Annotated in this window: 19 protein-coding genes and 2 pseudogenes; 9 read left to right on the top strand and 12 right to left on the bottom strand. The window is 61.6% G+C overall.

What is annotated here, in order from left to right; translation table 11 throughout:
- Nucleotides 1–19 precede the first annotated feature (19 nt).
- The 6 genes from FHT70_RS06955 to FHT70_RS06980 form a co-directional block, all read right to left on the bottom strand.
- Nucleotides 20–853, bottom strand: a complete 834-nt coding sequence (locus FHT70_RS06955) for a 5-deoxy-glucuronate isomerase (RefSeq protein ID WP_183699796.1) — start codon at nt 851–853, stop codon at nt 20–22.
- Entirely contained in the window at nt 853–1911 is a 1059-nt protein-coding gene (locus FHT70_RS06960) for an oligopeptide/dipeptide ABC transporter ATP-binding protein (protein ID WP_183699798.1), read from the bottom strand. Before FHT70_RS06960 ends, FHT70_RS06955 begins: the two co-directional genes overlap by 1 nt.
- Nucleotides 1911–2975, bottom strand: coding sequence for an ABC transporter ATP-binding protein (locus tag FHT70_RS06965; RefSeq protein WP_183699801.1), 1065 nt, complete (start codon nt 2973–2975; stop codon nt 1911–1913). The genes FHT70_RS06960 and FHT70_RS06965 overlap by 1 nt, the downstream gene beginning before the upstream one ends.
- The gene (locus tag FHT70_RS06970; protein WP_183699803.1) at nt 2950–4083 is read right to left on the bottom strand and encodes an ABC transporter permease; all 1134 of its coding nucleotides are present in this window, start codon (nt 4081–4083) and stop codon (nt 2950–2952) included. Before FHT70_RS06970 ends, FHT70_RS06965 begins: the two co-directional genes overlap by 26 nt.
- 13 nt (nt 4084–4096) lie before the next feature.
- Complete coding sequence (locus FHT70_RS06975; protein ID WP_183699805.1) at nt 4097–5083, bottom strand: ABC transporter permease; 987 nt, start codon at nt 5081–5083, stop codon at nt 4097–4099.
- Between the two features lie 103 nt (nt 5084–5186).
- Nucleotides 5187–7112, bottom strand: coding sequence for an ABC transporter substrate-binding protein (locus FHT70_RS06980; protein ID WP_183699807.1), 1926 nt, complete (start codon nt 7110–7112; stop codon nt 5187–5189).
- 188 nt (nt 7113–7300) lie between these two features.
- On the opposite strand from FHT70_RS06980, the gene FHT70_RS06985 reads away from it, so the two are divergent.
- On the top strand, nt 7301–8308 hold the full coding sequence (locus FHT70_RS06985) for a LacI family DNA-binding transcriptional regulator (RefSeq protein WP_183699809.1): 1008 nt from the start codon (nt 7301–7303) through the stop codon (nt 8306–8308).
- Between the two features lie 87 nt (nt 8309–8395).
- Nucleotides 8396–9734, top strand: a pseudogene (locus tag FHT70_RS06990) (alpha-L-fucosidase).
- A 34-nt stretch (nt 9735–9768) separates the two neighbouring features.
- Here FHT70_RS06990 and FHT70_RS06995 read toward each other — a convergent pair.
- A complete protein-coding gene (locus FHT70_RS06995; RefSeq protein WP_183699811.1) occupies nt 9769–10911 on the bottom strand; it encodes a Xaa-Pro peptidase family protein in 1143 nt (380 codons plus the stop codon).
- Between the two features lie 44 nt (nt 10912–10955).
- Nucleotides 10956–11660, bottom strand: a complete 705-nt coding sequence (locus FHT70_RS07000; protein WP_183699813.1) for a GntR family transcriptional regulator — start codon at nt 11658–11660, stop codon at nt 10956–10958.
- Between the two features lie 126 nt (nt 11661–11786).
- On the opposite strand from FHT70_RS07000, the gene FHT70_RS07005 reads away from it, so the two are divergent.
- Entirely contained in the window at nt 11787–12698 is a 912-nt protein-coding gene (locus tag FHT70_RS07005) for a dihydrodipicolinate synthase family protein (RefSeq protein WP_085780839.1), read from the top strand.
- Nucleotides 12699–12753: 55 nt separating this feature from the next.
- Here the strand turns inward: FHT70_RS07005 and FHT70_RS07010 are convergent, their stop codons facing one another.
- The gene (locus tag FHT70_RS07010; protein WP_183699815.1) at nt 12754–13812 is read right to left on the bottom strand and encodes a LacI family DNA-binding transcriptional regulator; all 1059 of its coding nucleotides are present in this window, start codon (nt 13810–13812) and stop codon (nt 12754–12756) included.
- A 143-nt stretch (nt 13813–13955) separates the two neighbouring features.
- On the opposite strand from FHT70_RS07010, the gene FHT70_RS07015 reads away from it, so the two are divergent.
- From FHT70_RS07015 to ugpC, 5 genes are all read left to right on the top strand, one after another.
- Entirely contained in the window at nt 13956–16277 is a 2322-nt protein-coding gene (locus FHT70_RS07015; protein WP_183699817.1) for an alpha-L-rhamnosidase, read from the top strand.
- 37 nt (nt 16278–16314) lie between these two features.
- On the top strand, nt 16315–17598 hold the full coding sequence (locus FHT70_RS07020) for an extracellular solute-binding protein (protein ID WP_183699819.1): 1284 nt from the start codon (nt 16315–16317) through the stop codon (nt 17596–17598).
- A 63-nt stretch (nt 17599–17661) separates the two neighbouring features.
- Nucleotides 17662–18540, top strand: a complete 879-nt coding sequence (locus FHT70_RS07025; protein WP_183699821.1) for a sugar ABC transporter permease — start codon at nt 17662–17664, stop codon at nt 18538–18540.
- A complete protein-coding gene (locus FHT70_RS07030) occupies nt 18537–19364 on the top strand; it encodes a carbohydrate ABC transporter permease (RefSeq protein WP_183699823.1) in 828 nt (275 codons plus the stop codon). The genes FHT70_RS07025 and FHT70_RS07030 overlap by 4 nt, the downstream gene beginning before the upstream one ends.
- A gap of 4 nt (nt 19365–19368) precedes the next feature.
- Nucleotides 19369–20346, top strand: coding sequence for a sn-glycerol-3-phosphate ABC transporter ATP-binding protein UgpC (ugpC, locus tag FHT70_RS07035; RefSeq protein WP_183699825.1), 978 nt, complete (start codon nt 19369–19371; stop codon nt 20344–20346).
- Nucleotides 20347–20458: 112 nt separating this feature from the next.
- On the opposite strand, the gene FHT70_RS07040 is transcribed toward ugpC, so the two are convergent.
- Nucleotides 20459–20743, bottom strand: a complete 285-nt coding sequence (locus tag FHT70_RS07040) for a type II toxin-antitoxin system RelE/ParE family toxin (protein ID WP_246721772.1) — start codon at nt 20741–20743, stop codon at nt 20459–20461.
- Nucleotides 20740–20997: a transcriptional regulator gene (locus FHT70_RS07045; protein ID WP_183700092.1), complete on the bottom strand. Its 258-nt coding sequence runs from the start codon at nt 20995–20997 to the stop codon at nt 20740–20742. The genes FHT70_RS07040 and FHT70_RS07045 overlap by 4 nt, the downstream gene beginning before the upstream one ends.
- A 115-nt stretch (nt 20998–21112) precedes the next feature.
- On the opposite strand from FHT70_RS07045, the pseudogene FHT70_RS30230 reads away from it, so the two are divergent.
- Nucleotides 21113–21378: pseudogene (locus FHT70_RS30230) on the top strand (FAD-dependent oxidoreductase); the annotation flags it as partial.
- A 57-nt stretch (nt 21379–21435) separates the two neighbouring features.
- Here FHT70_RS30230 and FHT70_RS07050 read toward each other — a convergent pair.
- Nucleotides 21436–22890, bottom strand: a complete 1455-nt coding sequence (locus FHT70_RS07050; protein ID WP_183699827.1) for an NAD-dependent succinate-semialdehyde dehydrogenase — start codon at nt 22888–22890, stop codon at nt 21436–21438.
- Nucleotides 22891–22898 lie beyond the last annotated feature (8 nt).

Consider the following 22898-nt stretch of genomic DNA (forward strand, 5'->3'; position numbering starts at 1 on the left):
GCTGGCAGCCCAAGGCGGGTTATTTGAACTTGTCGCGCATCGCATCGATGCCAGGGATGGTCTTGGTCAGATGCTGATGGGCGGGGTCGAAGCGCTGGATCAACCCGCGGCGGTGCTTGCCGACAAGGATGGTGAAGATATAGCCGCGATGACCGGGCGAGGTGACGGTCGGGTGGTAGCCGCGATCGAGCAGGAAGGTGTCGCCGTGGCGGGTCATGAGGATCTTGACCGGACCATCATCGTCATAGGTAATCTGGCTGCCGAAGCCGGTCTCCGGCAGGAAGCGGTAGTGATAGAGCTCCTCATGCAGCGTCTCGGCCTCGCCGTCCTCGGTATCGTGCTTGTGGGGAGGATAGCCGGACCAGCAGCCCTCGCCGGCATAGAGCTCGCTCACCAGGAGATTGCCGCAGCGCCCGTTCTGGCGTTGCCCGAGCAGATGGACGATCCGCCGCTGGCTGTGCGTGTCGGGCGAGCCGACATTGACCGCATCGACCTCCTCGGGCGTGACGCGAAACGGGGCGTAACGCGTGTCGCAAAGGCCGCCGGCGATGGCGATTTCCGCCGGGCCGCCACGGGCCGATATCCGGACGTGGGCGCCGACGGGCGCGTAAACCGAGTCCGCATCGCCTCCCCAGATATCGGCTCGCCGGCCCACAGCTTCGAAGCTGACGTCATCTACCTCGATGTCCACCTGCCCCGACAGCACGACGTAGAGGCTTTCGTGCAAGGGCAGCCGCCGCGCGTCCCAGCCATCGGCCGGAAGCGCGACGAGGTCGAAATAGATGAGGTCGAGCGTCCTGGAGGAGATATCCACAATCGGATGCTGCTCGGAGCGTGGAATGAATTCGGGCATCAATTGAACTCCGGAACGGTGCGGTCGGCAAAGGGATTGAGGGTCAAGGATTCGGCGTAGTGGCAGGCGACGGCGTGCCCATCGGCGGCCACGGTGCGCAAGCCCGGGACCTCCTGCCTGCAAAGCTCGGTTGCGTAGCGGCAACGCGGATGGAATGCGCAGCCGGGAGGCGGATGGGCGGGATCGGCAACCTCGCCGGCAAGACGGATGCGTCTGCCATGACGGCGCAGCCTCGGATCGGCGATTGGCACGGCCGAGAGCAACGCTTCGGTATAAGGATGGCGCGGGCGCGAAAAGATCTGCTCCGTCGGGGCTTTTTCGACGACCCGGCCGACATACATCACGGCAATATTGTTCGAGATGTGCCGGACGACCGAGAGGTCGTGAGCGACGAAGAGATAGGTCAGGCCGAACTGTTCCTGCAGGTCCTGCAACAGATTGATGGTTTGCGCCTGCACGCTGACATCGAGCGCCGAGACCGCCTCGTCTGCAATCACCACGCGCGGATTGGACGCCAGCGCCCGGGCGATGCCGATGCGCTGGCGTTCGCCGCCCGAGAAAGCATGAGGATAGCGGCGCATATATTCCGGCCGCAGGCCGACGCTCTGCATCAACTCAGCGACCCGATGTTCGAGCTCCCGGCCTCTCGCAATGCCGTTGACGCTGAGTACCTCGCCGATAATGTCGATGACGGGAAGGCGCGGATTGAGCGAGGATTGCGGATCCTGGAACATGATGCGCAGGTCGCGGTGGATTTCGTCCAGCGCTGAGCCCGACAGGGTGGCGAGATCGACCGTGCCGCCGCTGCGATCACGATAGCGGATTTCTCCGCTGGTCGGCTGGTAGATGCGCAGCACCGTGCGGGCAAGCGTCGACTTGCCGCAGCCGGATTCGCCGACAATGCCGAGCGTCTCGCCGTCTTCGACGCGAAGCGAGACGCCGTCGACCGCCTTGACGTGCCCGACCACCCGCCGAAACGCGCCCTTGCGGATGGGAAAGTGCATTCTGAGATCGTTCAATTCAAGCAGCGAGCTGCGTGGTGTCGCGGGACCGGTCATTACAGTCCTCCTTCATAAAGCAGACAGCTGGCGACGTGCCCTTCGCCGATGAGGACGGATCGAGGGTCCGTCCGGTCGCAGAGACCCGCCCTCGCCTGCTTGCACCGGGGATGAAAGCTGCAGCCCTCGGGCCGGTCGAAACGCGAGGGCACCATACCTTCAATGGTCGCCAGCCGTTCGCTCGGTTCTCCATGCAGGCGCGGCACCGATTGCAGCAGCGCCTTGGTGTAGGGATGAACAGGTGCATGGAAGATCGTGTCGACATCGCCCGCTTCCACGACCCGGCCGACATACATGACGACGACCTCGTCGGCGATCTCGGCCACCACGCCGAGATCATGGGTGACGAACAGCACGGAAAGCCCGAATTCGGCCTGCAGCGAGGCCAGCAGATCGAGGATATTGGCCTGGGTGGTCACATCGAGCGCCGTGGTCGGCTCGTCGGCGATCAGGAGTTTGGGGCGGCAGGCAAGCGCCAAAGCGATGCAGACGCGCTGGCGCATGCCGCCGGAAAACTGGAAGGCATAACTTTCCATCCGCTCGGCCGGCCGGGGGATGCCGACCAGCGCCAGCGTCTCGATGGCATGTTCACGCGCCTCTTTCTTTCCCATCTTCAGATGCAAGCGGATCACCTCGACCATCTGGTTGCCGATCGTGTGGACCGGCGAAAGCGCCGCCATCGGCTCCTGGCTGATCAGGCCGATCTGGGCGCCGCGGATCGCCCGCATGTCGGCGCCGCGCGGATCGAGCGCCGCCAGATCGATGGTGGGTGCCGCCGGATCGGGCCGATAGCGGATCGCGCCCGAGACGATCCGCCCTCCGCGCGGAACCTGGTTGAGGATCGAGCGGCCGGTAATGCTCTTGCCCGAGCCGGATTCGCCGACGACGCAGACCGTCTTGCCGCGCGGAATGCTGAAGGAGACGCCGTCGACCGCCCTCACCGTGCCCGCCCCGCCGAAGAAATGAGTTCTGAGATCGTCGACTTCGATCAGCGGGTCGCGATGCCCGTGCCGGCCGCCGACGGCGGCAAAATTGGGATCAGTATTCATAGGGATCTGCAGCATCACGCAATCCATCACCGAGGAAATTGAGGGCGAGCACGGTGACGATCACCGCGATGCCGGGAAGAAACAGCCAGGGTGCGCTCGAGACGGCGAGAATGTTCTGCGCCTCCTGCAGCAGCACGCCCCAGCTCACCACCGGAGGGCGCAGCCCGATGCCGAGGAAGGAGAGCGCGGTTTCTGCGAGGATCATCGTCGGAATGGCGAGCGTGACCGAGGCGATGATGTGGCTCATGAAGGAAGGAACCATGTGCCGCCAGATGATGCGCATCCGGGAGCAGCCATCGAGATGGGCGGCGATGACGAAGTCTTCCGTCTTCAGCGACAGGAAGCGCCCGCGCACCACACGGGCCAGGTCGGTCCAGCCGATCAGCGACAGGATGACCGTGATCCAGAGATAGACCAGGATCGGATCGGCGCTGATCGGAACGGCAGCCGCAAGCCCCATCCATAGCGGGATGGTCGGAATGGAGTTGATGAGTTCGATAGAGCGCTGGATCACATCATCGACCCAACCGCCATAGAGTCCCGAGATACCGCCGAGAATGATGCCGAGGATGAGGCTGATCGCCACCCCGATCAGACCGACGGACATCGAAATCCGAGTGCCGTGCACCGTGCGGCTGAAGACGTCGCGGCCGAGCCGGTCGGCGCCGAACAGGTAGAATGGCTTGCCTGCCTCGACCGGGCCGATCAGGTGCCGGTCGAGATCGAATAAGCCCCAGAGCCGGTAAGGTTCGCCTTTGACGAAGAAGCCCACGGGAATGACGACAGCCGGATCGGGCACATAGGTGCGGCTGAGCGCGATCGGGTCGACCTTCATCGAGTAGCCGTTGACATAGAGCGGGTGAAATCTCCCCGCCGTGTCGTAGCCGGCGAATCTCAGCTGCTGAGGCGGCGCATAGGTGTAGCGGGAATCGTAAGTCTGCGAGGAAACCGGGGCGAGAACCTCGGCAAACAGCGCGACCAGGTAAATCAGCAAGATCACGACGCCCGCCACGAGCGCCAGCCGATGGCGGCAGAAGCGCCGCCAGATGAGTTTCCATTGGCCGGCGACCGCATCGGAATTGCGAATTGGTTCGGGTGATAGCGCGATGGCTTGATCGGTCATTGTTTATCTCCCCTCAGCCGTTGCGGATACGCGGATCGAGCCAGGCAAGCAGCAGGTCGGAGATCAGCGTTCCGATCAGCGTCAGCATGCTCATCAAGAGGATAAAAGTGCCCGCCAGATACATGTCCTGGGCGAAAAGCGCGTTGAGCAGGAGCGGCCCGGTTATCGGCAGGCTGAGCACGATGGAGACCACCACCGAACCCGAGACGAGGTGCGGCAGCACCCAGCCGACTGTGGAGACGAACGGGTTGAGCGCCACCCGCACCGGATATTTCAACAACAATCGGATTTCGCTCAGCCCCCGGGCGCGGGCCATGTCGACATAGGGCTTGTTGAGCTCGTCCAGGAGATTGGCGCGCATGATGCGGATCAAGGCGGCCGTGGCGCCCGTGCCGAGGACGACGACCGGGATCCACATATGCGAAACGAGATCGCCGAGCTTGGCCCAGCTCCAAGCCGCGTTGATATGGGCGGGCGAAAACAATCCGCCGACACTTTGGCCGAAATACTGCGCCGAGACGAACATCAGCACGAGCGCCAGCAGGAAGTTCGGAATGGCAAGCCCAAGGAAGCCGAAGAAGGTGGCGAAATAGTCGCCGAGCGAATATTGCCGCACGGCTGAATATATGCCGATCGGAAAGGCCACCGCCCAGACGAAGAGCAGCGTGGTGACCGAGACTACCATCGTTAAGCCCATCCGCGCCCAGATCAGTTCGCTGACCGGCTTGTTCCAATCGAGGGACTGGCCGAAATCCCCGCGCAGCAGGATGCCGCTGATCCATTTCCAGTATTGGACCGCCCACGGCTGATCGAGGCCATAGCGTTCGCGCAGGCCAGCGATGACGCTGGGATCGATCGTTTCGTTCTGCGAGGCCAGACGCGCGGTCATCGCGGTCAGGAAGTCGCCCGGCGGCAGCTGAATGATGATGAAGGTCACGACCGAGATCGCGAACATCATCGGAATCATGTAAAGCAGACGTCTGATGATGAAGCCGGCCATGTTCAAGCTCCCTCGACCGGCGATAGCCGATCGGACTGGATGATTGGGACTGGGCTGGTGGCGGAATGGCGCCCGCAGACGCCATTCCGGCCGATCATGTGTCTTATTGCTGGTAGTAGAAGGTCTCCGGCTTGGCCGGTCCCGGCGTCATGTAGAACGAGGTGCTGGGGATGACCTTCGGAACGTTGTGCATGTTGGTCTTGACGATGCCGACACGGTCCGGCTCCAGGTTCGTGCCGATGACGTAGAACTCGTCACGGGTGATCGCCAGCAGTTCTTTCATGGCGGCGAGCTGCTTTTCGAGCGTCGGGGCTTCCTGCACCTGCCGGTAGAGATCCATCTGCTTCTTGGCGGCAGCGCTCGGTTCCTCAGCGTTCGGATCCTTGGGGTTTTGATAATAGAGGCCCCAGGCCGTCGCGAAGCTCGATTCATATTCGTGCGGGAAATACCATTTCGGATCGAGCAGGCCGAGGAAGTCGTAACCGCCGCCGCCAACCCATCCCAGGCCGTCATTGTCGTTGTTCTGCAGGCGCGAGAAGATCAGTGACCGCTCGGCCGGGCGCGGCTGCATGTCGATGCCGACGGCCCGCCAGTAGCGCTGGATCATCTCGAGGGCATCGACCTGGATCGGGCTTCCGGTCAAGGCGTCGATGGCGAAGGTGATCCGCTTGCCGTCCTGGCCGAGGCGAAAGCCTTCGGCATCTTTTTTGGTGAGGCCGGCCTTGTCGAGATATTGATTGGCGAGGTCGACATTATATTCGAGATATTGTGTCGCCATCTTCTCGTCATAGAGCGCAGTGCCTTCGCGGGGTGCGGCCTGATAGGGCTTGGCCTGTCCGGCATAGATCAGCTGGTTGAGCTCCTCGCGGTTGATGGCGTGGCTGAGGCCGATACGGAAATCCTTGTTGGAGAAGACAGCGCGCAAGGCCGGATTCTTATGGGTCTGGTTGAGCGTGATCAGCAGGGCGTTCGACCAGGCCGGCCGGGCGATGAACAGTCCGTAACCACCCTTCTGCTGGTTTTGCACGATCACCGTGCGAGCGTCCGTCGTCTCGATGAAGCGGTTCTGCATGTCGATTTCACCGCTGATCGCCTTCAGGATGATCGCCTGGGTATCCTGCATCACGTCGATGGTGACGCGATCGAAGTAAGGCAGCTGGTTTCCCGCGGTATCCACTTTGGCATAGTAGGGATTGCGTTCGGCGACGACCTGCGTCGTGCCGTTATAGGGCGCAGTCAACACCCAGGCGTCGAGCGTCGGCCGGCCGAGATCGCGCCAGCGGCCGGGAAAGCCGATTTTGTTGTTGAAGAGCTGGACCCAGTCGGTTGCACCCGCCGCCTTCACCAGGGCATCGACGCCGTCCGGATTGAAATCCTTGTGGAACTGCTTGAGGTAGTGCGCCGGTGCGGCAGCCAGGATATCGGAACCGCGCACTGTCGCCATGTTCATCAGGAACAAGCCGTTCGGCGCGGCGAATTTGAAGACGACCTGGTCGTCGCCGATCTTCTCGACCTTGACTGGCTCACCGCCGGCAGTCAGCCAGTCGGGCGCGGCGGGCGTGATCTTGGTGTTGCGCAGCACATTCTCGTTCCACCAGACCAGATCGTCGGCGGTAAAGGGCTCGCCGTCCGACCAACGCGTGCCTTGCCGCAGGGTGAACGTATACTCGGTCGCGTCAGCATTGACTTCGACGCTCTTGGCGATGTCGGGGATCACCTCGGTCCATTCCGGGTTCCAGCGAACCAGTCTTGTATAGCCGATCGAACGCTCGATCTCGCTGTCGCCGCCGCCGAAAGTGGCCGTGCGCCAGGTGCCGCCATAGGTCCCGACCGATTCAAGTGGGGTGAGCACCAGCGGCTCCTTGGGCAGCCGCTGTTCGAGCGGCGGCAGCTTGCCGGCATCGACGAGCGCCTTGAGTTCCGGCGCTTCCTGAAAACCGAAGGCAGCACCCGTCCAACCGGAACCAATGAGGATCGCAGCGGCAACGGTCGAGACGACCTGCCGTCGTAGAATTCTGACGTGTTGCATAGTCTCCTCCCAATGATCGTCTCTAAGTTATCGTTAACGTATTTCCTCCAGCTCGGACGTTAACGTTACCGTTACAGCTTGTCAAAGAGATTCTTAAATACGCATACTTAACTGGGGTAGCCTTGGTTTTTCGGGAAATTATGTTAGTTATCGTTATCGCAAATTCCCGTCCCCAAGAGACTACCCCGTTGAGCCGCACCAAAGAGCCGGAATCCAAGATAACCATCGCCGATGTCGCGCGCGCTGCAGGCGTATCGCCGATGACGGTGTCGCGCGTGCTCAACGATCAGGGCGGCGCCAGCGCCGAAACGACTCAGCGCATTCTTCTGGCGGCGAATGAACTCAACTATCGACCCAATCCCTTCGCACGCGGGTTGCGATCCGACCGCTCGAAAACCATCGGCCTTCTCGTCCCCGACATCACCAATCCGTTCTTTCCCGAGGTCATCAGAGGAGCCGAGGACGCGGCGAGTGCCGCCGGCTATAACCTGCTTCTGTCCAACGTCGTCGAGAACAGCAAACGCGAAGGCGAACTCATCGAGGCGCTGCTGCGCCATCGGGTCGACGGCATCATCGTCTGCAGCGCGCGCCTGCCGGATGCCGCCCTGCACAAGGCGCTCGCGCACCATCGCGCGGCGGTGCTCATCAACCGCGAAGCACCGCCCGAAGTGGCGGGAACGATCGTCACGGACTACGAAACCGGAGCGTCGCGCGCCATCGATCATCTGGTCGAGCGCGGTCGCCGTAGGATTGCGATCATCGCAGGGCCGCGCAGCTCCTTCGGCGGCAAGAGCCGCCTCGTCGGCATCCGCAAGACGCTAGCCGTCCACGGGCTGAAAGCGCACGGCATCGTCTATTGCGATCCGACAGCCGCGAGCGGGCAAACCGCGGCCGCGCAATTGCTGGCGGAAGCGCCCGGCATCGATGCCCTCGTCTGCTACAACGATCTCAATGCGATCGGCGCCATGAAGGCCTGCCGGGCGGCCGGCATTTCGATCCCCGAGCAGATCGCCCTGATCGGTTTCGACGATATCCCGACGGCCGAATTGCTGTCACCGGCGCTCACCACGCTCAGGGTGCAGAAACGGGAAATGGGAGAAGAAGCCGTGCGGCTGCTGCTCAGCCGCATTGCCACCAAGAACCGGCAGCACGGCATCGTCATCGTGCCCGAACTCATCATCCGCGAAACGACCTGAACGCCGCCCGAGCATAATGCCAAACGATTAGGGGTTTCGGAGGACACCATGTTTCCAGCTCTTAAAGTCTGAACAGGAGGAATATCCATGGATGCCGACAGCCTGCAATCACTGGCCCTGCCCGAGGAGAAGAAGGCCTGGTTCGTCCACAACCGGTTCGGCATGTTCGTGCATTGGGGACTCTATGCCCTGCCGGCGCGCCATGAATGGGTCAAAAGCCGCGAGGAACTGAGCGACGCCGACTACCAGAAATATTTCGATCACTTCGATCTCGATCTCTACGACCCCCGCGAATGGGCAAGACGCGCCAAAGCCGCGGGCATGAAATATGTGGTGCTGACCACCAAGCACCACGAAGGCTTTTGCCTCTGGGACACCAAGGCCACCGGTTTCAAGGTGACCAACACGCCTTATGGTAAGGATCTGCTGCGCCCCTTTGTCGACGCCTTCCGCGCCGAGGGCCTAAGAATCGGCTTCTATTATTCGCTGATTGACTGGCACCATCCCGACTTTACGGTCGATCCGCGTCACCCGCAGCGCAATCATCCCGATGCGACGAAGATTAATGAAGGCCGGGATATGCTGCGTTATGCCGCTTTCATGCGAGAGCAGGTGCGCGAGTTGCTGACCGAGTTCGGGCGGATCGACATCATGTGGTTCGATTTCAGCTATCCGCAATGGAAGCTCGGAGAGCTGGTCGGAAAGGGTCATCGGGACTGGGAAAGCGAGAAACTCGTGCGCCTGGTGCGCGAGCTTGCCCCCGATATCATCATCAACAACCGGCTCGATCTCGCCGGCCTGCAGCCCGATATCGTCACGCCGGAGCAATATATGCCGCGCGCCTGGCCGAAGCGCGATGGCAGGCGTGTCGTCTGGGAGGCCTGCCAGACGCTCAGCGGCTCCTGGGGCTATCACCGTGACGAGGACACGTGGAAAAGCACAGAGCAGCTGGTGCAGATGCTGGTCGGCACTGTCGCCATCGGCGGCAACCTGCTGATGAATGTCGGGCCGACGGCGCGCGGCACGCTCGACCATCGCGCCATATCGGCGCTTTCGGCCTATGAGGAGTGGATGGCGCTGCACGAGCAGCAGCATCGTCGGCTGCACCCAGTCCGATTTCACCGCACCGCCCGATTGCCGCCTGACTCAGAACGGCGATCGCCTCTATATCCACCTGTTCAACTGGCCCTATAGGCATCTGCATTTCGATGCGCTGGCCGGCAAGGTCGAATATGCGCAATTCCTGCATGATGCCAGCGACGTGACCTGGCTGCGCCCGTCGGCCAATACGCTATGGGCAAACACCCAGTTTCCCGTCGCCGAGGACGAACTGACCTTCGTCCTGCCGGTACGCCGCCCCGAGGTCACCGTCCCGGTCATCGAGGTCAAGCTCAAGGCGGGGAGTGCCGCCGGCCTTCAGGACTAAGATGCATCTGCCTGAGCGCGCGGGATGCGCCCGCTCAGGAGAACGGTTCGGTCGGTCCCCTCGCCGGCGCGGTGAACCAGCGCGGTCCCTCGGCTGTCATATAGATATGGTCTTCCAGCCGGATCCCGAATTGTCCAGGAAAGACGATCATCGGTTCGTTGGAAAAACACATGCCGGCCGCAAGCGGGGTGTCGTTGCCGCGAACGATATAAGGCTCCTCGTGGATCTCGAGCCCGAGGCCATGACCGGCGCGATGCGGCAGTCCCGGCAGGCGATAGTCGGGGCCGAGGAAATGCTTGGCGAGCGCCTTGCGGGCCGCATCGTCGAGGCTCGAGCAGGCAGCGCCGATCCGGGCAGCGTCGAAGACGGCCTGCTGCGCCTCGCGCTCGATCCACCAGGCGCGCGCGAAGTCGCTGTTGCCGCCGCCGAGCATATAGGTTCTGGTGATATCGGAATGATAACCGTCGATCCGGCAGCCGGTGTCAACGAGAATGACGTCGTCGTCGCCGAGGATCTGATCGCCGTCGGCGCCATGCGGCAGCGAGGTTGCTAGCCCGAAGGAGACGATTGCGAATGTCGAGCCGTGATCGGCGCCGGCCTGGCGATGCTGCCGATCGATGAAATCGACCACCTCGGATGAGGTGATGCCCGGCTTCAACAGCGAATGCACCTGCCTGTGCACGTTGAGCGTCAGGTTCATCGCATACTGGATCAGCGCAATCTCCGCGGCGGATTTGATGCGACGCAGGCCACGGATCAGCCGGCCGCCATCGGCGAGCCTTTCGGCGCCCATCGCCGCCGCCAAGGCGTGATAGAAGAAAAGCGGCAGGCCGTCATCAAGGGCAAGCCTGCCGCCTCGGCCGACAAGGCGGGAAATGAGTGAAGCACTGCTCTCCTCCTCTTCCCATACCAGAATTTCTCCCGGCAGGTGCGGAAGGGTTTCGACACGGCTGCGCTCGAAACCGGGAACGATATAGGAAACGGCGGTCGGCGTGACGAGCGCGCCGAGAAACCTTTCGCTCGGATGCCAGACGAGGCCGGTAAAATAACGCAGGCTTTCGGTCGGGCCGAGAAGCATGCCGGCCAGTCCCTCGGCGTCGATCGCCTCTCGAAGCCTGGAAAGGCGATCCTGCCGCTCCTCCTCGGTGATGCGGAGTATGGGGTGCTGCCACGACATGTGCTTTTCCTGTTCTTTCCTTTTCTGGCCATCCCGGCGGCGCTTCAGGACAGGCCGATCGCCACCGGCCGGTCGAGGTTGCGCGCGAGATAGTCCTGGATCTGGCGGACGATCTGGCCGGCGTGGGCGATGGCCAGCCGATCTGAGCGCTCGGCGTCGCCGGCCTCGATGGCGGCGATGATTTCCTCGTGTTCATCGACATATTGCCGGGGCAGCCGGTCGTCGAATGTCGAATAATAAAGGCGAAGTATGCGCCGGCCTTCGTCGAGCAGTTTGGCGAAGAAGGCCGTGTAATAGGTATTGCCGGCAAGCTCGGCGATCGCCACGTGGAATTCACGGTTGGCCTCGATCATCGCATAGGCGTCGCGCTTAGCAACCGCTCCGGCGAAGTCCTTCTGGTGCCGGCGGATGGTTTCCATGATCGCGTCGTTCCGCCGCCCAGCGGCCCCGCGCGTCGTCACCCGGTACATCAGCGTCAGCGCTTCGAAATAGGTGGGCAGGTTGGCGAAATCGATCGGCGCAACGATCGTGTTCCGGTTCGGCAGCGTCGTGACCAGCCCGTCGGCGGCAAGGCGCAACAGCGCTTCGCGAATAGGTGTCCTCGACATTCCGAAACGTTCCGACAGCCGCACCTCATCGAGCGGGCTGCCGGGTTCCAGCGCCATCGACAGGATCTCCCGGCGCAGCGCGGCATAGATGCTCTGCGTGCCGGAACCGCGCACCCGCACATTTTCCACGTCGTTCTGCATGCGTCCCTCCCCTTGATGAGAGCCTTGTAATGCGTTTTGGCCGATTTCGGCAACGCCCCAACAATGGCGATTGAGTCTTGTCGACAGTTTGTATATAACAAACCGACTTTAACGGAGTTTCAATCGATGACAACAGGATGGAAGGGCGTATTTCCCGCCGTAACGACGCAATTCAACGAAGATCTTTCCGTGGATCTTTCCGCAACCCAGCGTGTTCAGGACGCGCTCGTCAACGACGGCGTCAATGGGCTGATCGTCATGGGCACATGTGGTGAGAACAACTCGCTCGATCCCGATGAGAAGCGTACGATCCTCAAAGCCGCCGTCGAGGTCGTCAACGGCCGCGTCCCCGTCGTGACGGGCGTCTCCGAATTCGATACGCGTCGTGCCGTCGCCTATGCCCGCGACGCCGAAAAACTCGGCGCCGACGGCCTGATGCTGCTTCCGGCCATGGTCTATGTGCCGAAGCCGGAAGAGCTGATTGCGCATTTCCGCACCGTCGCCGAAGCGACCTCGCTGCCGATCATGCTCTACAACAACCCGCCGGCCTACCGCGTCAACATCGGCGCCGATGTGCTGAAGGTGCTTGCCGACGTGCCGAATATCAAGGCGGTCAAGGAAAGTGCGCCGGATCCGCGCCGCTTCACCGATCTCATCAACGAATTCGGCGACCGTTTCGATATCTTCGCCGGCCTCGACGACGTCGCGCTCGAAGGCCTGATGCTCGGCGCCAAGGGCTGGGTCTCGGGGCTGACCAGCGCCTTCCCGGAGGAATCCGTGCAGCTCGTTGCCGCCGCCGAACGCGGCGACTGGGAAGAGGCCCGCAGGATCTACCGCTGGTTCATGCCGCTTCTGCATCTCGATGCCGAGCATGACCTCGTGCAGTCGATCAAGCTCGCCGAGCAGATCATGGGCCGCGGCTCGGAACGCGTCCGCATGCCGCGCCTGCCGCTTTCCGGCGCCCGCCGGGCGGAGGTTACCGCCATGGTCAAGAAGGCCGCCGCGACGCGTCCTTCGAAGTTCGGCAAGGCCGCCTGAGATTTACGAGGCCGGCAAGCGCATTGCGGCTGCCGGCCTTTCCATTTCTGGCGCTCTAAGTATCCGTGGCATTGCCGGATCGGGTCAGGCTGTTGCGGCTGACCAGCGACGGCATCTGGAAAATATGCTCCGCGCCGGTGCGGCCCTCTATTCTCGAAATCAACGTCCGGGTGGCGACCTGACCGAGCTCCCTGCCCGATTGATCGATGCTTGCGAGATTGACGAGACCGAGCGCCGCGGTCGACGAATTGTCATATCCGATGACGGCAAGATCCTCGGGCACGCGCACATCCATCTCCATCGCCAGGCTCAGAAGGGTGATGGCGTCGAGATCGCTCCAGCAGAAAACGGCGCGCGGCCTGTTCTTTCTCGACAGGAACTTTCGCATCGTTTCCTCCCGCTTTGGCGGGGCAATCGGAATTTTAGTGATCGGAACAGACGATCCCAGTCCGGCACGTTGCATCGCCCGGCGGAAGCCGATCTCGCGCTGGCGCACGACAGAGACCTGGTGCCCCTCACGCTCGCCGAGGCTCAGCATTTCGATGTCGCGATAGCCGCAGGCAAGCAGCGCTTCCACCGCAATCTCGGCTCCACGCTGGTCGTCGGCATTGACCGTATCGAAGGCCGTGGCGCCGGCATCGTGATAACCGACGGCGACGATCGGTATCTGAGCCGCGAATTTTGCGATGATGTCCGAAGGCAGGCGCGGCGCAACCAGGATCAGGCCGTCCATCTTGTAGTCGATCATCGACTCGATCAGCGACGTCTCCAGCTGCACGCGCGCATCACTGACGCCGATCATCGCCTGGTAATGCGAAGGCGCCAGCACGCCGTTTACACCGGCAATCACCTCCGGCAGGAAGGGGTTGCGGATGTCGATCAAAAGCACGCCGATGGTGAAACTCCGGCCACGCAACCCGCGCGCCGCCCGTGAGGGCCGATATCCAAGCGCTTCAATAGCGTCGGTCACTCTTGTCCGCAGCGCTTCGCTGACGCCGTAAGCGTTGCGCATCACCTTCGAGACCGCGGCGACCGATACGCCTGCATGCGTTGCCACCGTCCGGATCGTCACGCGATCATTTCGTTGCAGTCTTTTTTTCTCTTCGATCGACATGAAATCTCTGGGCTTGCGCTGCGGGCGGTCACAATCGCCCTTAGAAACACCATGGCAGACTGGTGACGAAATTTCTATTGCGCTTCCGAAAAAAATGTAGAACGTTATATGGAGAACGTTCTACATCTCTGTGGGAGGACTTGATGAACTTTCAGCCGGCAGCCATCGACAGCAATCTCGTTTCTCGCGCCTGGTCCGGAGAGATGATCGCACCACTGTCGGACCGCGGCCAGGGAACGGCCGCAAGCTTCGTCTCGAAGACCTTCGATCATGACGGCACCGACCTTCCGATCGAACTCTTCATCTCGGCACTCGGCCTCTATCGCTGCTTCATCAACGGCACCCGCGTCGGCAACGATCTACTGACGCCCGGCTGGACGAATTACGACGCCCGCATTGCCTATCAGCGATACGACATCTCGAGATTTCTGAAGTCAGGCATCAACCGGATAGAAATCTGGCTCGCCGACGGATGGTACCGCTCGCCGATCATGTGGGGCGCCCAGGCTATTCCCAACTGCTGGGGCGACAGGATCGGGGCCATTGCGGATCTGGTCGGCCCCAGCGGCATCATTCTTTCCACCGACACGACCTGGCAAAGCGGCCTTCTGCCGATCCAGAAGTCGGGGATCTATTTCGGTGAGATTTACGACGCACGCCTGGAAAAGGTCGCCGAAACCCACGGGACCGAGCGATTGCCGTTCGACACGGGGCTGCTCGTCGCGCATGAGACGGCAGCGGTGCGGGAGCTGCAGCCGCTCGCCCCCATCGAAAGCTGGACCGATCATGAAGGCAGGACGATCTATGATTTCGGCCAGAATGTCGGCGGCTACGTCAGATACACGGTCCGAGGCGTCACCGGCACCGAAGTGCGGGTCGAGCACTCGGAAGTCCTTGGGCCGGAACGCCATTTCGACAATCGCAATTATCGCGCGGCCGCCGCGCATACCCTCTATATGCTGCACGGAGATGGCGACGAGACCTACGCGCCGCATTTCACCTTTCACGGCTTCCGTTATGCCAGGGTGACGATCAAAGGCGATGCGGAGATTGTTGAAATCGCCTCGATCCCAATCTCCTCGGTGCCGGAACCGGCGGGCGGCTTCACCTCGGGCAATCCTCTCGTCAATCGCCTGGTTGAAAATACCATCTGGTCGCAGCGCGCCAATTTCATCGAAGTGCCCACAGATTGCCCGCAACGCGACGAACGGCTCGGCTGGACGGGTGATGCCCAAGTCTTTGCCGCGACGGCCTGTTGGCTGAGCGACAGCCAGTCCTTCCTCAAGAAATATCTGCGCGATGTGATGGCCGACCAGCGCGAGGACGGCGCCGTTTCGCATTTCTCGCCCGACCCGACGCGTCTGCACCCCGGCAATTTCCCGGGCTATGCAGGCTCGACCGGCTGGGGCGACGCGATTGTCGTGATCCCCTGGGTCCTCTACACCCATTACGGCGACCGGTCCGTTCTTTCGGAGTGCCTGGGCTCGATGGTGCGCTGGGTCGATTTCGTCTGGTCCATCTCGGACGGCCCGATTGTCCATCCGCCCTCGCATTGGGGCGCCCGCGGCTTCACCTTCGGCGACTGGCTGCAGCCGGTCGGCGACAACAGAAAGCCGCGCCCGACCATTGCCGACGATTGTGCGGCGACCCTATACCACTTCATTTCGACGGATCTTCTAGCAAAGATCGCTGGTGTTCTCGGCGAGCATGCGCTCGAAGAGCAGATGAAGGGCCGCGCCGACAAGATCCGGCTGGCTTTTGCCAACGAGTTCATCACGCCGGCCGGGCGGCTCGCCCATAACGATCAGACATCCTATGCGCTGGCCTTCCTGTATGACCTGATACCGGGTGAGCATCATGAGGCCGCCCGGCGACATTTCAGGCAGGTGGTCGTCGATGCCGACTACAAGATCGGCACCGGCTTCATCGGCACGCCGGCCCTTTTGCCGGCCCTGACGAAACTCGGCATGGACGACCTCGCCGAAAAAGTCTTCCTGCAGGAGGATGTGCCGGGCTGGCTCTACCAGGTTTCAAAGGGGGCGACGACGATCTGGGAGCGCTGGGATTCGATGGCGCCCGACGGCACCATCTACGAACCCGACATGAACAGCTATAACCACTATGCCTATGGCGCGGTCTGCCAATGGCTGTTCGAATGTGTCGCCGGCATTTCGCCGAGTCCGGCCGCACCCGGCTTTGCCGAAGTGATCGTCGACCCGGCGCCGATCCCGTCGCTTTCGCCGGTTTCGACCTATCACGATATCAGCCAAGGGCGCATCGAGGCCGGCTGGCACTGCACCGGCAGCGAGGTCACCTATGTGCTGACGCTCCCGGAGGGTTGCGTCGGCCGCTTCCGGCCCGGCCGGCGGCACCACAATGCGTCACTCAATGGCGAGCCTGTCATGGAGGAAACGGTTCTTCCCCCAGGCACGCATAGGCTGGTCTTTTCCCTACCCGATTATTGAGGAGCATACAGGTCAATCCGTTCAGAGGAGGAACGTCATGACACACCGGATAAAGCTCATTCTTGCCGGCGCATCCGCGCTTCTGGCCTTGGCCGCGGCCGGCCCGTCGCAGGCCGAAGTCACGCTGTCATTCCTGATCGACAACAATCCCGATACGGTCGCGGCGGCCGAGGCGCTGGTTGCCGCCTATCAAAGCAAGGCACCCGACGTGACGATTGAGATCGAGCAGCGGCCGGGCGGTGGCGAAGGCGACAATATCGTCAAGACGCGTCTGGCGACGGGGGAGATGTCCGATGTGTTCCTGTATAATTCCGGGTCGCTCTTGCAGGCGCTGAAGCCGACGCAGACGCTTGTCGATCTGAGCGGTCTCGCCTCGCAGGCGAAGGTGTCCGGCGACTTCAAGGCCGTCGTTAGTGCCGACGGCAAAGTCTATGGCGCCCCCTTCGGTACGGCGATGGCCGGCGGGATTCTCTACAACAGGAAGATCTACCAGGACCTCGGCCTCTCGGTGCCAAAGACATGGGCGGAGTTCATGGCGAACAACGCCAAGGTCAAGGCATCGGGCAAGGTCGCAGTCGCGCAAACCTATCGCGATACCTGGACCTCGCAGCTATTCGTATTGGCCGACTATTACAACCTGCATGCTGCCGTTCCGAACTTCGCTGCCGACTATACCGCCAACAAGGCGAAATACGCAGAGACGCCGGCAGCGATGAAAGGCTTCGAACGCCTAAAGGAAGTTCATGACGCCGGGCTGATGAATGAAGACTTCGGCGCAGCAAGCTATGATGATGGGTTGAGAATGGTGGCCACCGGCGAGGCGGCGCACTATCCGATGCTGAGCTTTGCGGTCGGCGCAATTAAACAGAATTATCCTGAAAACCTTAGCGATGTCGGCTTCTTCGCCCAACCGAGCGATAAGGCAGCCACGAACGGCCTGACGGTCTGGATGCCGCCTGGCCTCTATATTCCGGCCACCAGCCAGCACGCCGAGGAAGCAAAGAAGTTCATTGATTTTGCGGGCAGCGTCGAAGGCTGCAAGGTGATGGTAGAAACCAACGCCGTGCAAGGGCCCTCCCTCGTCGACGGTTGCGATCTCCCGGCGGACGTGCCGCCTGCAATCAAGGACATGCTTCCTTATTTCGAGGCTAAGGACAAAACGACGCCAGCGCTGGAGTTCGTTTCGCCGGTCAAGGGCCCGGCGTTGGAGCAGATCACCGTCGAAGTCGGTTCCGGTATCCGTCAGCCTGCGGAAGCCGCCAAGCTCTATGACGAGGATGTGCGCAAACAGGCCAAGCAACTCGCCCTGCCCAACTGGTAGCGGACGCTCGGGCCATCAACCTCGCTCCTGAAGGGGCGAGGTTTCCCGATCGAAGAGGTAGTCATGACCGAGATACGCCCACGCACGCGCAATTCGCCCTACCCCCTATGGTTTTTTATCCCCGCCGCCATCATTTACGGCGTGCTGTTCCTTTTTCCGACCATATCGTCTCTCTGGTACAGTCTGACGCGCTGGGATCTCTCGACAGCCCAATTTATCGGGCTTGAAAATTTCCAGCAGTTCTTTTCCGAACCGTTCCTGGTCAAGGGGCTGATCAACACGCTGATCTACGCGGTGACGACATCCGGCCTGAAAACGGTCTGCGGACTGCTGCTGGCCGTGCTGCTCACCAGTAATATCTTCGCCCGCGGTTTTCTGCGCACGCTGGTCTTCTTTCCCGTGCTGGTTTCGACGATCGGCATCGGCATCACCTTCACGGTCATGATGCATCCGACCAAGGGCATCATCAATGTTACGCTCGAGACGCTTGGAATGCCGGGGCCGGGATGGCTGACCAATCCGACGCTCGCGCTCTTTTCGGTGGCCCTGGTCGATGTTTGGAAGGGGGTCGGCCTTGCCACCCTGATCTTCATCGCCGGCCTTGCTGCGATCAGTCCCGACTATTATGAGGCCGCCAGGATCGACGGCGCCACACGGCTCCAGCAATTCGTTCGGATCGCCCTGCCGCTCGTGCGCCCTGCCACCGTCATCGTCGTGACATTGTCGCTGATCGGCGGCTTGCGATCCTTCGACCTGATCTGGGCCATGACCCGCGGCGGCCCCGGCTTCTCCTCCGATGTGATCGCCTCGGTCATCTATAAACAGTATCAGGCTGGTTTTTATGGTTTGTCGACGGCCGGAAACGTCATCCTGTTCGCGCTGATCGCCGTGATCATCCTGCCCTTCACCCTATGGTTCAACCGGCGCGAGGTCGAGGAATGAGAAGCGTCCGCCCCTATGTGACGGGCGCAATAGCCCTTGCCGTCGCGGCCGTCATCTTCGTCATGCCTTTCGTTTTCGTCGCTCTGCAGGCGGTGAAATCCAAATCGGAGGCCTCCCGCCTCGATTTCGAACTTCCTGAGCATTGGCTGTTCTGGGACAATCTCGTCGCCGTCTTCAAGGCGCGCGACTATCAGCTCGTGCTCGCCTATTTCAATTCGACTCTGATCACGGTCGTTTCCGTCACGATCCTGATCCTGCTGTCGGCGATGGTCGGATATGTGATGCAGCGCCGCAAGACGGCGTGGAACCGCGTGGCCTTCGCTGCGCTGTTCATGGGCCTGATGATGCCGCCGGCCGTTGTTCCCACGATCGGCCTTTTGCAGGACATCGGCCTCTTCAAGACCATGCCCGGAATGATCCTGATCCAGGTTGCCTATAATCTCTCCTTTTCGGTCCTGCTCTATCGGTCGTTCATTTCGACCATCCCGCGCGATCTCGATGAGGCGGCGCTGATTGACGGCGCCAAGCCCCGTCAGATCTTCTTCCGAGTAGTCCTGCCGCTGCTCAAGCCGGTGACGGTGACCAATATTGTCGTCCAGTCGATCGCGATCTTCAACGATTTCACCAATCCGCTCTATTACCTGCCGGGCAAGGAGAACGTGACGGTGCAGCTGACGCTCTATAATTTCCAGAGCATGTATTCGAGCCAGTACAATCTGCTCTTCATGAACATCCTCCTCGTGACGATCCCGCCGCTGATCGTCTTCATCTTCTTCAACCGCCAGATCGTCGCGGGCATGACGTCAGGCGGAGTCAAAGGGTAGCAGAATGGCTGAGCTCACTCTCAAACAGGTTCGCAAAAGCTTCGGCGCACTCGAAGTCATCAAAGGAGTCGATCTTGAGGTTGCCTCCGGCGAATTCGTCGTTTTCGTCGGCCCATCGGGATGCGGGAAGTCGACGCTGCTGCGCATCATCGCCGGCCTGGAAGAGACGACCTCGGGTAGGCTGACCATCGGCGGCAAGGACGTGACCTATGCGGAACCTTCCGAGCGGGGCATCGCCATGGTGTTCCAGAGCTATGCGCTTTACCCGCATATGACGGTTGCCGAGAATATCGGTTTCGGGCTTTCGCTCGCCCGCCGCCCGAAGGCTGAAATCGCCGAGAAGGTCGCGGCGGCAGCCGAAACGCTGCAGCTCACCCATCTCTTGCAGAGAAAGCCGAAAGCGCTTTCCGGCGGCCAGAGGCAGCGGGTCGCCATCGGTCGGGCGATCGTGCGCGATCCCAAGGTTTTCCTGTTCGACGAGCCGCTCTCCAATCTCGATGCCTCGCTCCGGGCACAGATGCGCCTGGAGATCTCGGAACTCCACGCCCGCCTGAACTCGACGATGATCTATGTCACCCACGACCAGGTCGAGGCGATGACGATGGCCGACAAAATCGTCGTTTTGAACGGCGGCGCCGTCGAGCAGATCGGCAGCCCGATGGAGCTCTACCGCAATCCCGCCACACCCTTCGTCGCCGGCTTCATCGGCAGCCCGAAAATGAACCTCTATGGCGGCGAGACGGCACGGCGAATGAACTGCACGACCTACGGCATCCGCCCGGAACATGTCAGGCTTTCGGAAGGCACCGGCCAGTGGCAAGGCAGAATCCGACATGTGGAACGGCTCGGCGCCGACGCGATCCTCTATCTCGATGTCCCCGAACTCGGCCAAATGATCGTGCGCGCCGAAGGCGAGACGCCGTTTGCATCAGGTATGACGGTCTGGGCAAATCCGATGGAGGGAGCGGAACACCGGTTCTGAGACCGGGCTAAAGCCCCTCCTCGAGAAGCAATCCTAACGACCGAAGATCCCGCGCCTCACGGCTGTTTGTTCAAGAGAGCCGCCAGATCCTCTTTGAGCCGGACCGGCAGATTCATACGTTCTGAAGAACGCTCATGACACCAAGATCACCGCTATCGAACTCGCGAAGGAACACATAGTGATGCTCATAACGACCGATATAGGCCGAACGCTGAACTGCCAGACGTTGTGGAAGCCGTCGCCAGATCAGCCGATCCCGGCATAAACGCTGCAAATACGCGTGCAGCCCGAGAATACAGGCATCCGCCGGCTTCTCTCCCGACGCCTCAACCGTGTCGCTCCAAATCTTGTCCTGCGCCTCGTCGGCGCGCGCATAAAATCGATAGGCCACCATCACGCTTGTCGGCGCTTGTTACGGCGGATGACGTCTTCGGCCGAAACCGCGACGAATTCGCTGTCTTCGGCCCGCATCGCCGGCGCGAGTTCCCTTTGCAGCATGTCGCACGCCTCATCACGGCTCTGCAAGTCGGGGCGAATGAGCGCACGAATATGCTCGTCGGCGTTTCCATGGAGGCCGTCGTGGCCAACCTGCTGCTGGTTATGATCCTGCAATTTCCCGCTGACCTTCACATGAATACTACCGGATGCCATGGGCATACCCTTTCGTTCATCTTCTCGTGGGCAGCGTAGCATGTATTGTCAATATTCATCACGATTAAGCCTAACGGTCCTCAGAACCGGTCGGGACGCAGCGGCGTGAGAGGTAGGCTGGACAGTCGCCACAGCCGATTGGTCGTCATTTTCCGATCTTGCCGCAGGGGTACTTGGAACGGCCGCCCTGCTGGCGGACCACCTGCCGGTTGAGGAACAGGAACTGCGCCTCCTGAACAATCCAACGCTGGCCATTCCTCTGCTCTCCCCCGCGAGATTACTGCGTTCGTCAACGCGACGCACAGCCTGGCACAGCTCGGATTATCTCTGCGCTACGGCGCCATGTCCGATTATGTGACGGCAGCGATTTACGAAGTAGGTCCCTGGCGGCACAAAGCTTCGTCAGGATTTCCGCGGGAAGCGCAAGCATCGACCAGCTCAGGCGATACCGCCGAGGCACACATATTTGAGTTCGGTATATTCGTCCAAGCCGTGTCTAGATCCCTCGCGGCCGAGACCCGACATCTTGACGCCGCCGAACGGCGCTTCCGCCGTCGAGACGAGACCGGTATTGACGCCCACCATCCCATATTCCAGCGCTTCGGCGACTCGGAAGACCCGCGCCAATTCCCGCGCGTAAAAATAGGAAGCCAGGCCGAACTCTGTATCGTTCGCCTGCGCGATGACGTCCTCTTCGTCGCGGAAACGGAAAAGCGGGGCGAGCGGCCCGAAGGTTTCCTCGCGCGCGACCTGCATGCCGGCGTTGACGTCCCGCAGGATCGTCGGTTCGAAGAAATGGCCGCCGAGTGCATGGCGCTTGCCGCCTGAAATGACGCCCGCGCCTTTTGCAACGGCGTCCTGAATATGGCTCTCGACCTTAGCGACAGCGTTGTCGTCGATGAGGGGGCCGAGCACGACGTCACGTTCAAGACCATTGCCGACCTTCAATGCCGAAACGGCCGCAGTCAGCTTCGCGGCGAACGCCTCGTAGACGCCGTCCTGGACATAGAGCCGGTTGGCGCAGACGCAGGTCTGGCCGTTATTGCGGAACTTGGCGATGATCGCGCCTTCGACCGCAGCGTCGAGATCGGCGTCGTCGAAGACGATGAAGGGGGCATTGCCGCCGAGTTCGAGGCCAAGCTTCTTGATCGTCGGCGCACATTGCCGGTAAAGCAGCTCGCCCGTCCGGGTGGAGCCCGTGAATGTCAGGACCCGGACATCGCGGCTTGCGGTCATCGCTCCGCCGATTGCGGCGGCGTCACCCGTGACGATATTGAGAAGCCCCGCCGGCAGGCCGGCGCGCTCCGCAAGAACGGCGATCGCGATCGCGGAGAACGGCGTCTGCAGCGCCGGTTTGAGAACGACGGCGCAGCCGGCGGCAAGCGCGGGGCCGATCTTGCGGGTGATCATCGCGTTCGGGAAATTCCAGGGCGTGATCGCCGCCACCACTCCGGCCGGCTGGCGCAGGACGAGGATCCGCTTGTCCGGCTGATGTCCCGGTATGGTCTCGCCGTTGATGCGTCTTGCCTCTTCGGCAAACCATTCGATGAAGCTCGCACCATAGGTGATCTCTCCCTTGGCTTCGGCCAGCGGCTTTCCCTGCTCCAGCGTCAGGATCATCGCCAGATCGTCGCGGTTTTCGATCATCAGGCGGTGCCAGGTCTTGAGAACGGCGGCGCGCTCGCCGGCCGTCTTCTTTGCCCAAAGCTTCTGCGCGACCACCGCAGCCTGGATGGCCTCTTCCGTTTCCGCCGCACCGAAGTCAGGGACCGCGCCCAGCACCTCACCTGTCGCCGGATTGCGGACCATGGCCGCCCGGCGCCCTTCTGCTTCGATCCAGCGATCGGCGATGGGGCAGGCCTGACGGAACAGCGAGGGATCATTGAGCTTCATGGGACAAC

It is taken from the genome of Rhizobium sp. BK049 (assembly GCF_014193135.1).
GTDB lineage: Bacteria > Pseudomonadota > Alphaproteobacteria > Rhizobiales > Rhizobiaceae > Rhizobium.

Excerpts from the sequence above, each read along its gene's own strand:
- FHT70_RS07015 (WP_183699817.1), top strand. The coding sequence starts at position 13,956 with ATGAACTTTCAGCCGGCAGCCATCGACAGCAATCTCGTTTCTCGCGCC.
- FHT70_RS06975 (WP_183699805.1), bottom strand. The coding sequence starts at position 5,083 with ATGGCCGGCTTCATCATCAGACGTCTGCTTTACATGATTCCGATGATG.
- FHT70_RS06965 (WP_183699801.1), bottom strand. The coding sequence starts at position 2,975 with ATGCTGCAGATCCCTATGAATACTGATCCCAATTTTGCCGCCGTCGGC.
- ugpC (WP_183699825.1), top strand. The coding sequence starts at position 19,369 with ATGGCTGAGCTCACTCTCAAACAGGTTCGCAAAAGCTTCGGCGCACTC.
- FHT70_RS06980 (WP_183699807.1), bottom strand. The coding sequence starts at position 7,112 with ATGCAACACGTCAGAATTCTACGACGGCAGGTCGTCTCGACCGTTGCC.
- FHT70_RS06970 (WP_183699803.1), bottom strand. The coding sequence starts at position 4,083 with ATGACCGATCAAGCCATCGCGCTATCACCCGAACCAATTCGCAATTCC.
- FHT70_RS07025 (WP_183699821.1), top strand. The coding sequence starts at position 17,662 with ATGACCGAGATACGCCCACGCACGCGCAATTCGCCCTACCCCCTATGG.
- FHT70_RS07000 (WP_183699813.1), bottom strand. The coding sequence starts at position 11,660 with ATGCAGAACGACGTGGAAAATGTGCGGGTGCGCGGTTCCGGCACGCAG.
- FHT70_RS07010 (WP_183699815.1), bottom strand. The coding sequence starts at position 13,812 with ATGTCGATCGAAGAGAAAAAAAGACTGCAACGAAATGATCGCGTGACG.
- FHT70_RS07050 (WP_183699827.1), bottom strand. The coding sequence starts at position 22,890 with ATGAAGCTCAATGATCCCTCGCTGTTCCGTCAGGCCTGCCCCATCGCC.
- FHT70_RS07045 (WP_183700092.1), bottom strand. The coding sequence starts at position 20,997 with ATGGCATCCGGTAGTATTCATGTGAAGGTCAGCGGGAAATTGCAGGAT.
- FHT70_RS06995 (WP_183699811.1), bottom strand. The coding sequence starts at position 10,911 with ATGTCGTGGCAGCACCCCATACTCCGCATCACCGAGGAGGAGCGGCAG.
- FHT70_RS07005 (WP_085780839.1), top strand. The coding sequence starts at position 11,787 with ATGACAACAGGATGGAAGGGCGTATTTCCCGCCGTAACGACGCAATTC.
- FHT70_RS06960 (WP_183699798.1), bottom strand. The coding sequence starts at position 1,911 with ATGACCGGTCCCGCGACACCACGCAGCTCGCTGCTTGAATTGAACGAT.
- FHT70_RS06955 (WP_183699796.1), bottom strand. The coding sequence starts at position 853 with ATGCCCGAATTCATTCCACGCTCCGAGCAGCATCCGATTGTGGATATC.
- FHT70_RS07030 (WP_183699823.1), top strand. The coding sequence starts at position 18,537 with ATGAGAAGCGTCCGCCCCTATGTGACGGGCGCAATAGCCCTTGCCGTC.
- FHT70_RS07020 (WP_183699819.1), top strand. The coding sequence starts at position 16,315 with ATGACACACCGGATAAAGCTCATTCTTGCCGGCGCATCCGCGCTTCTG.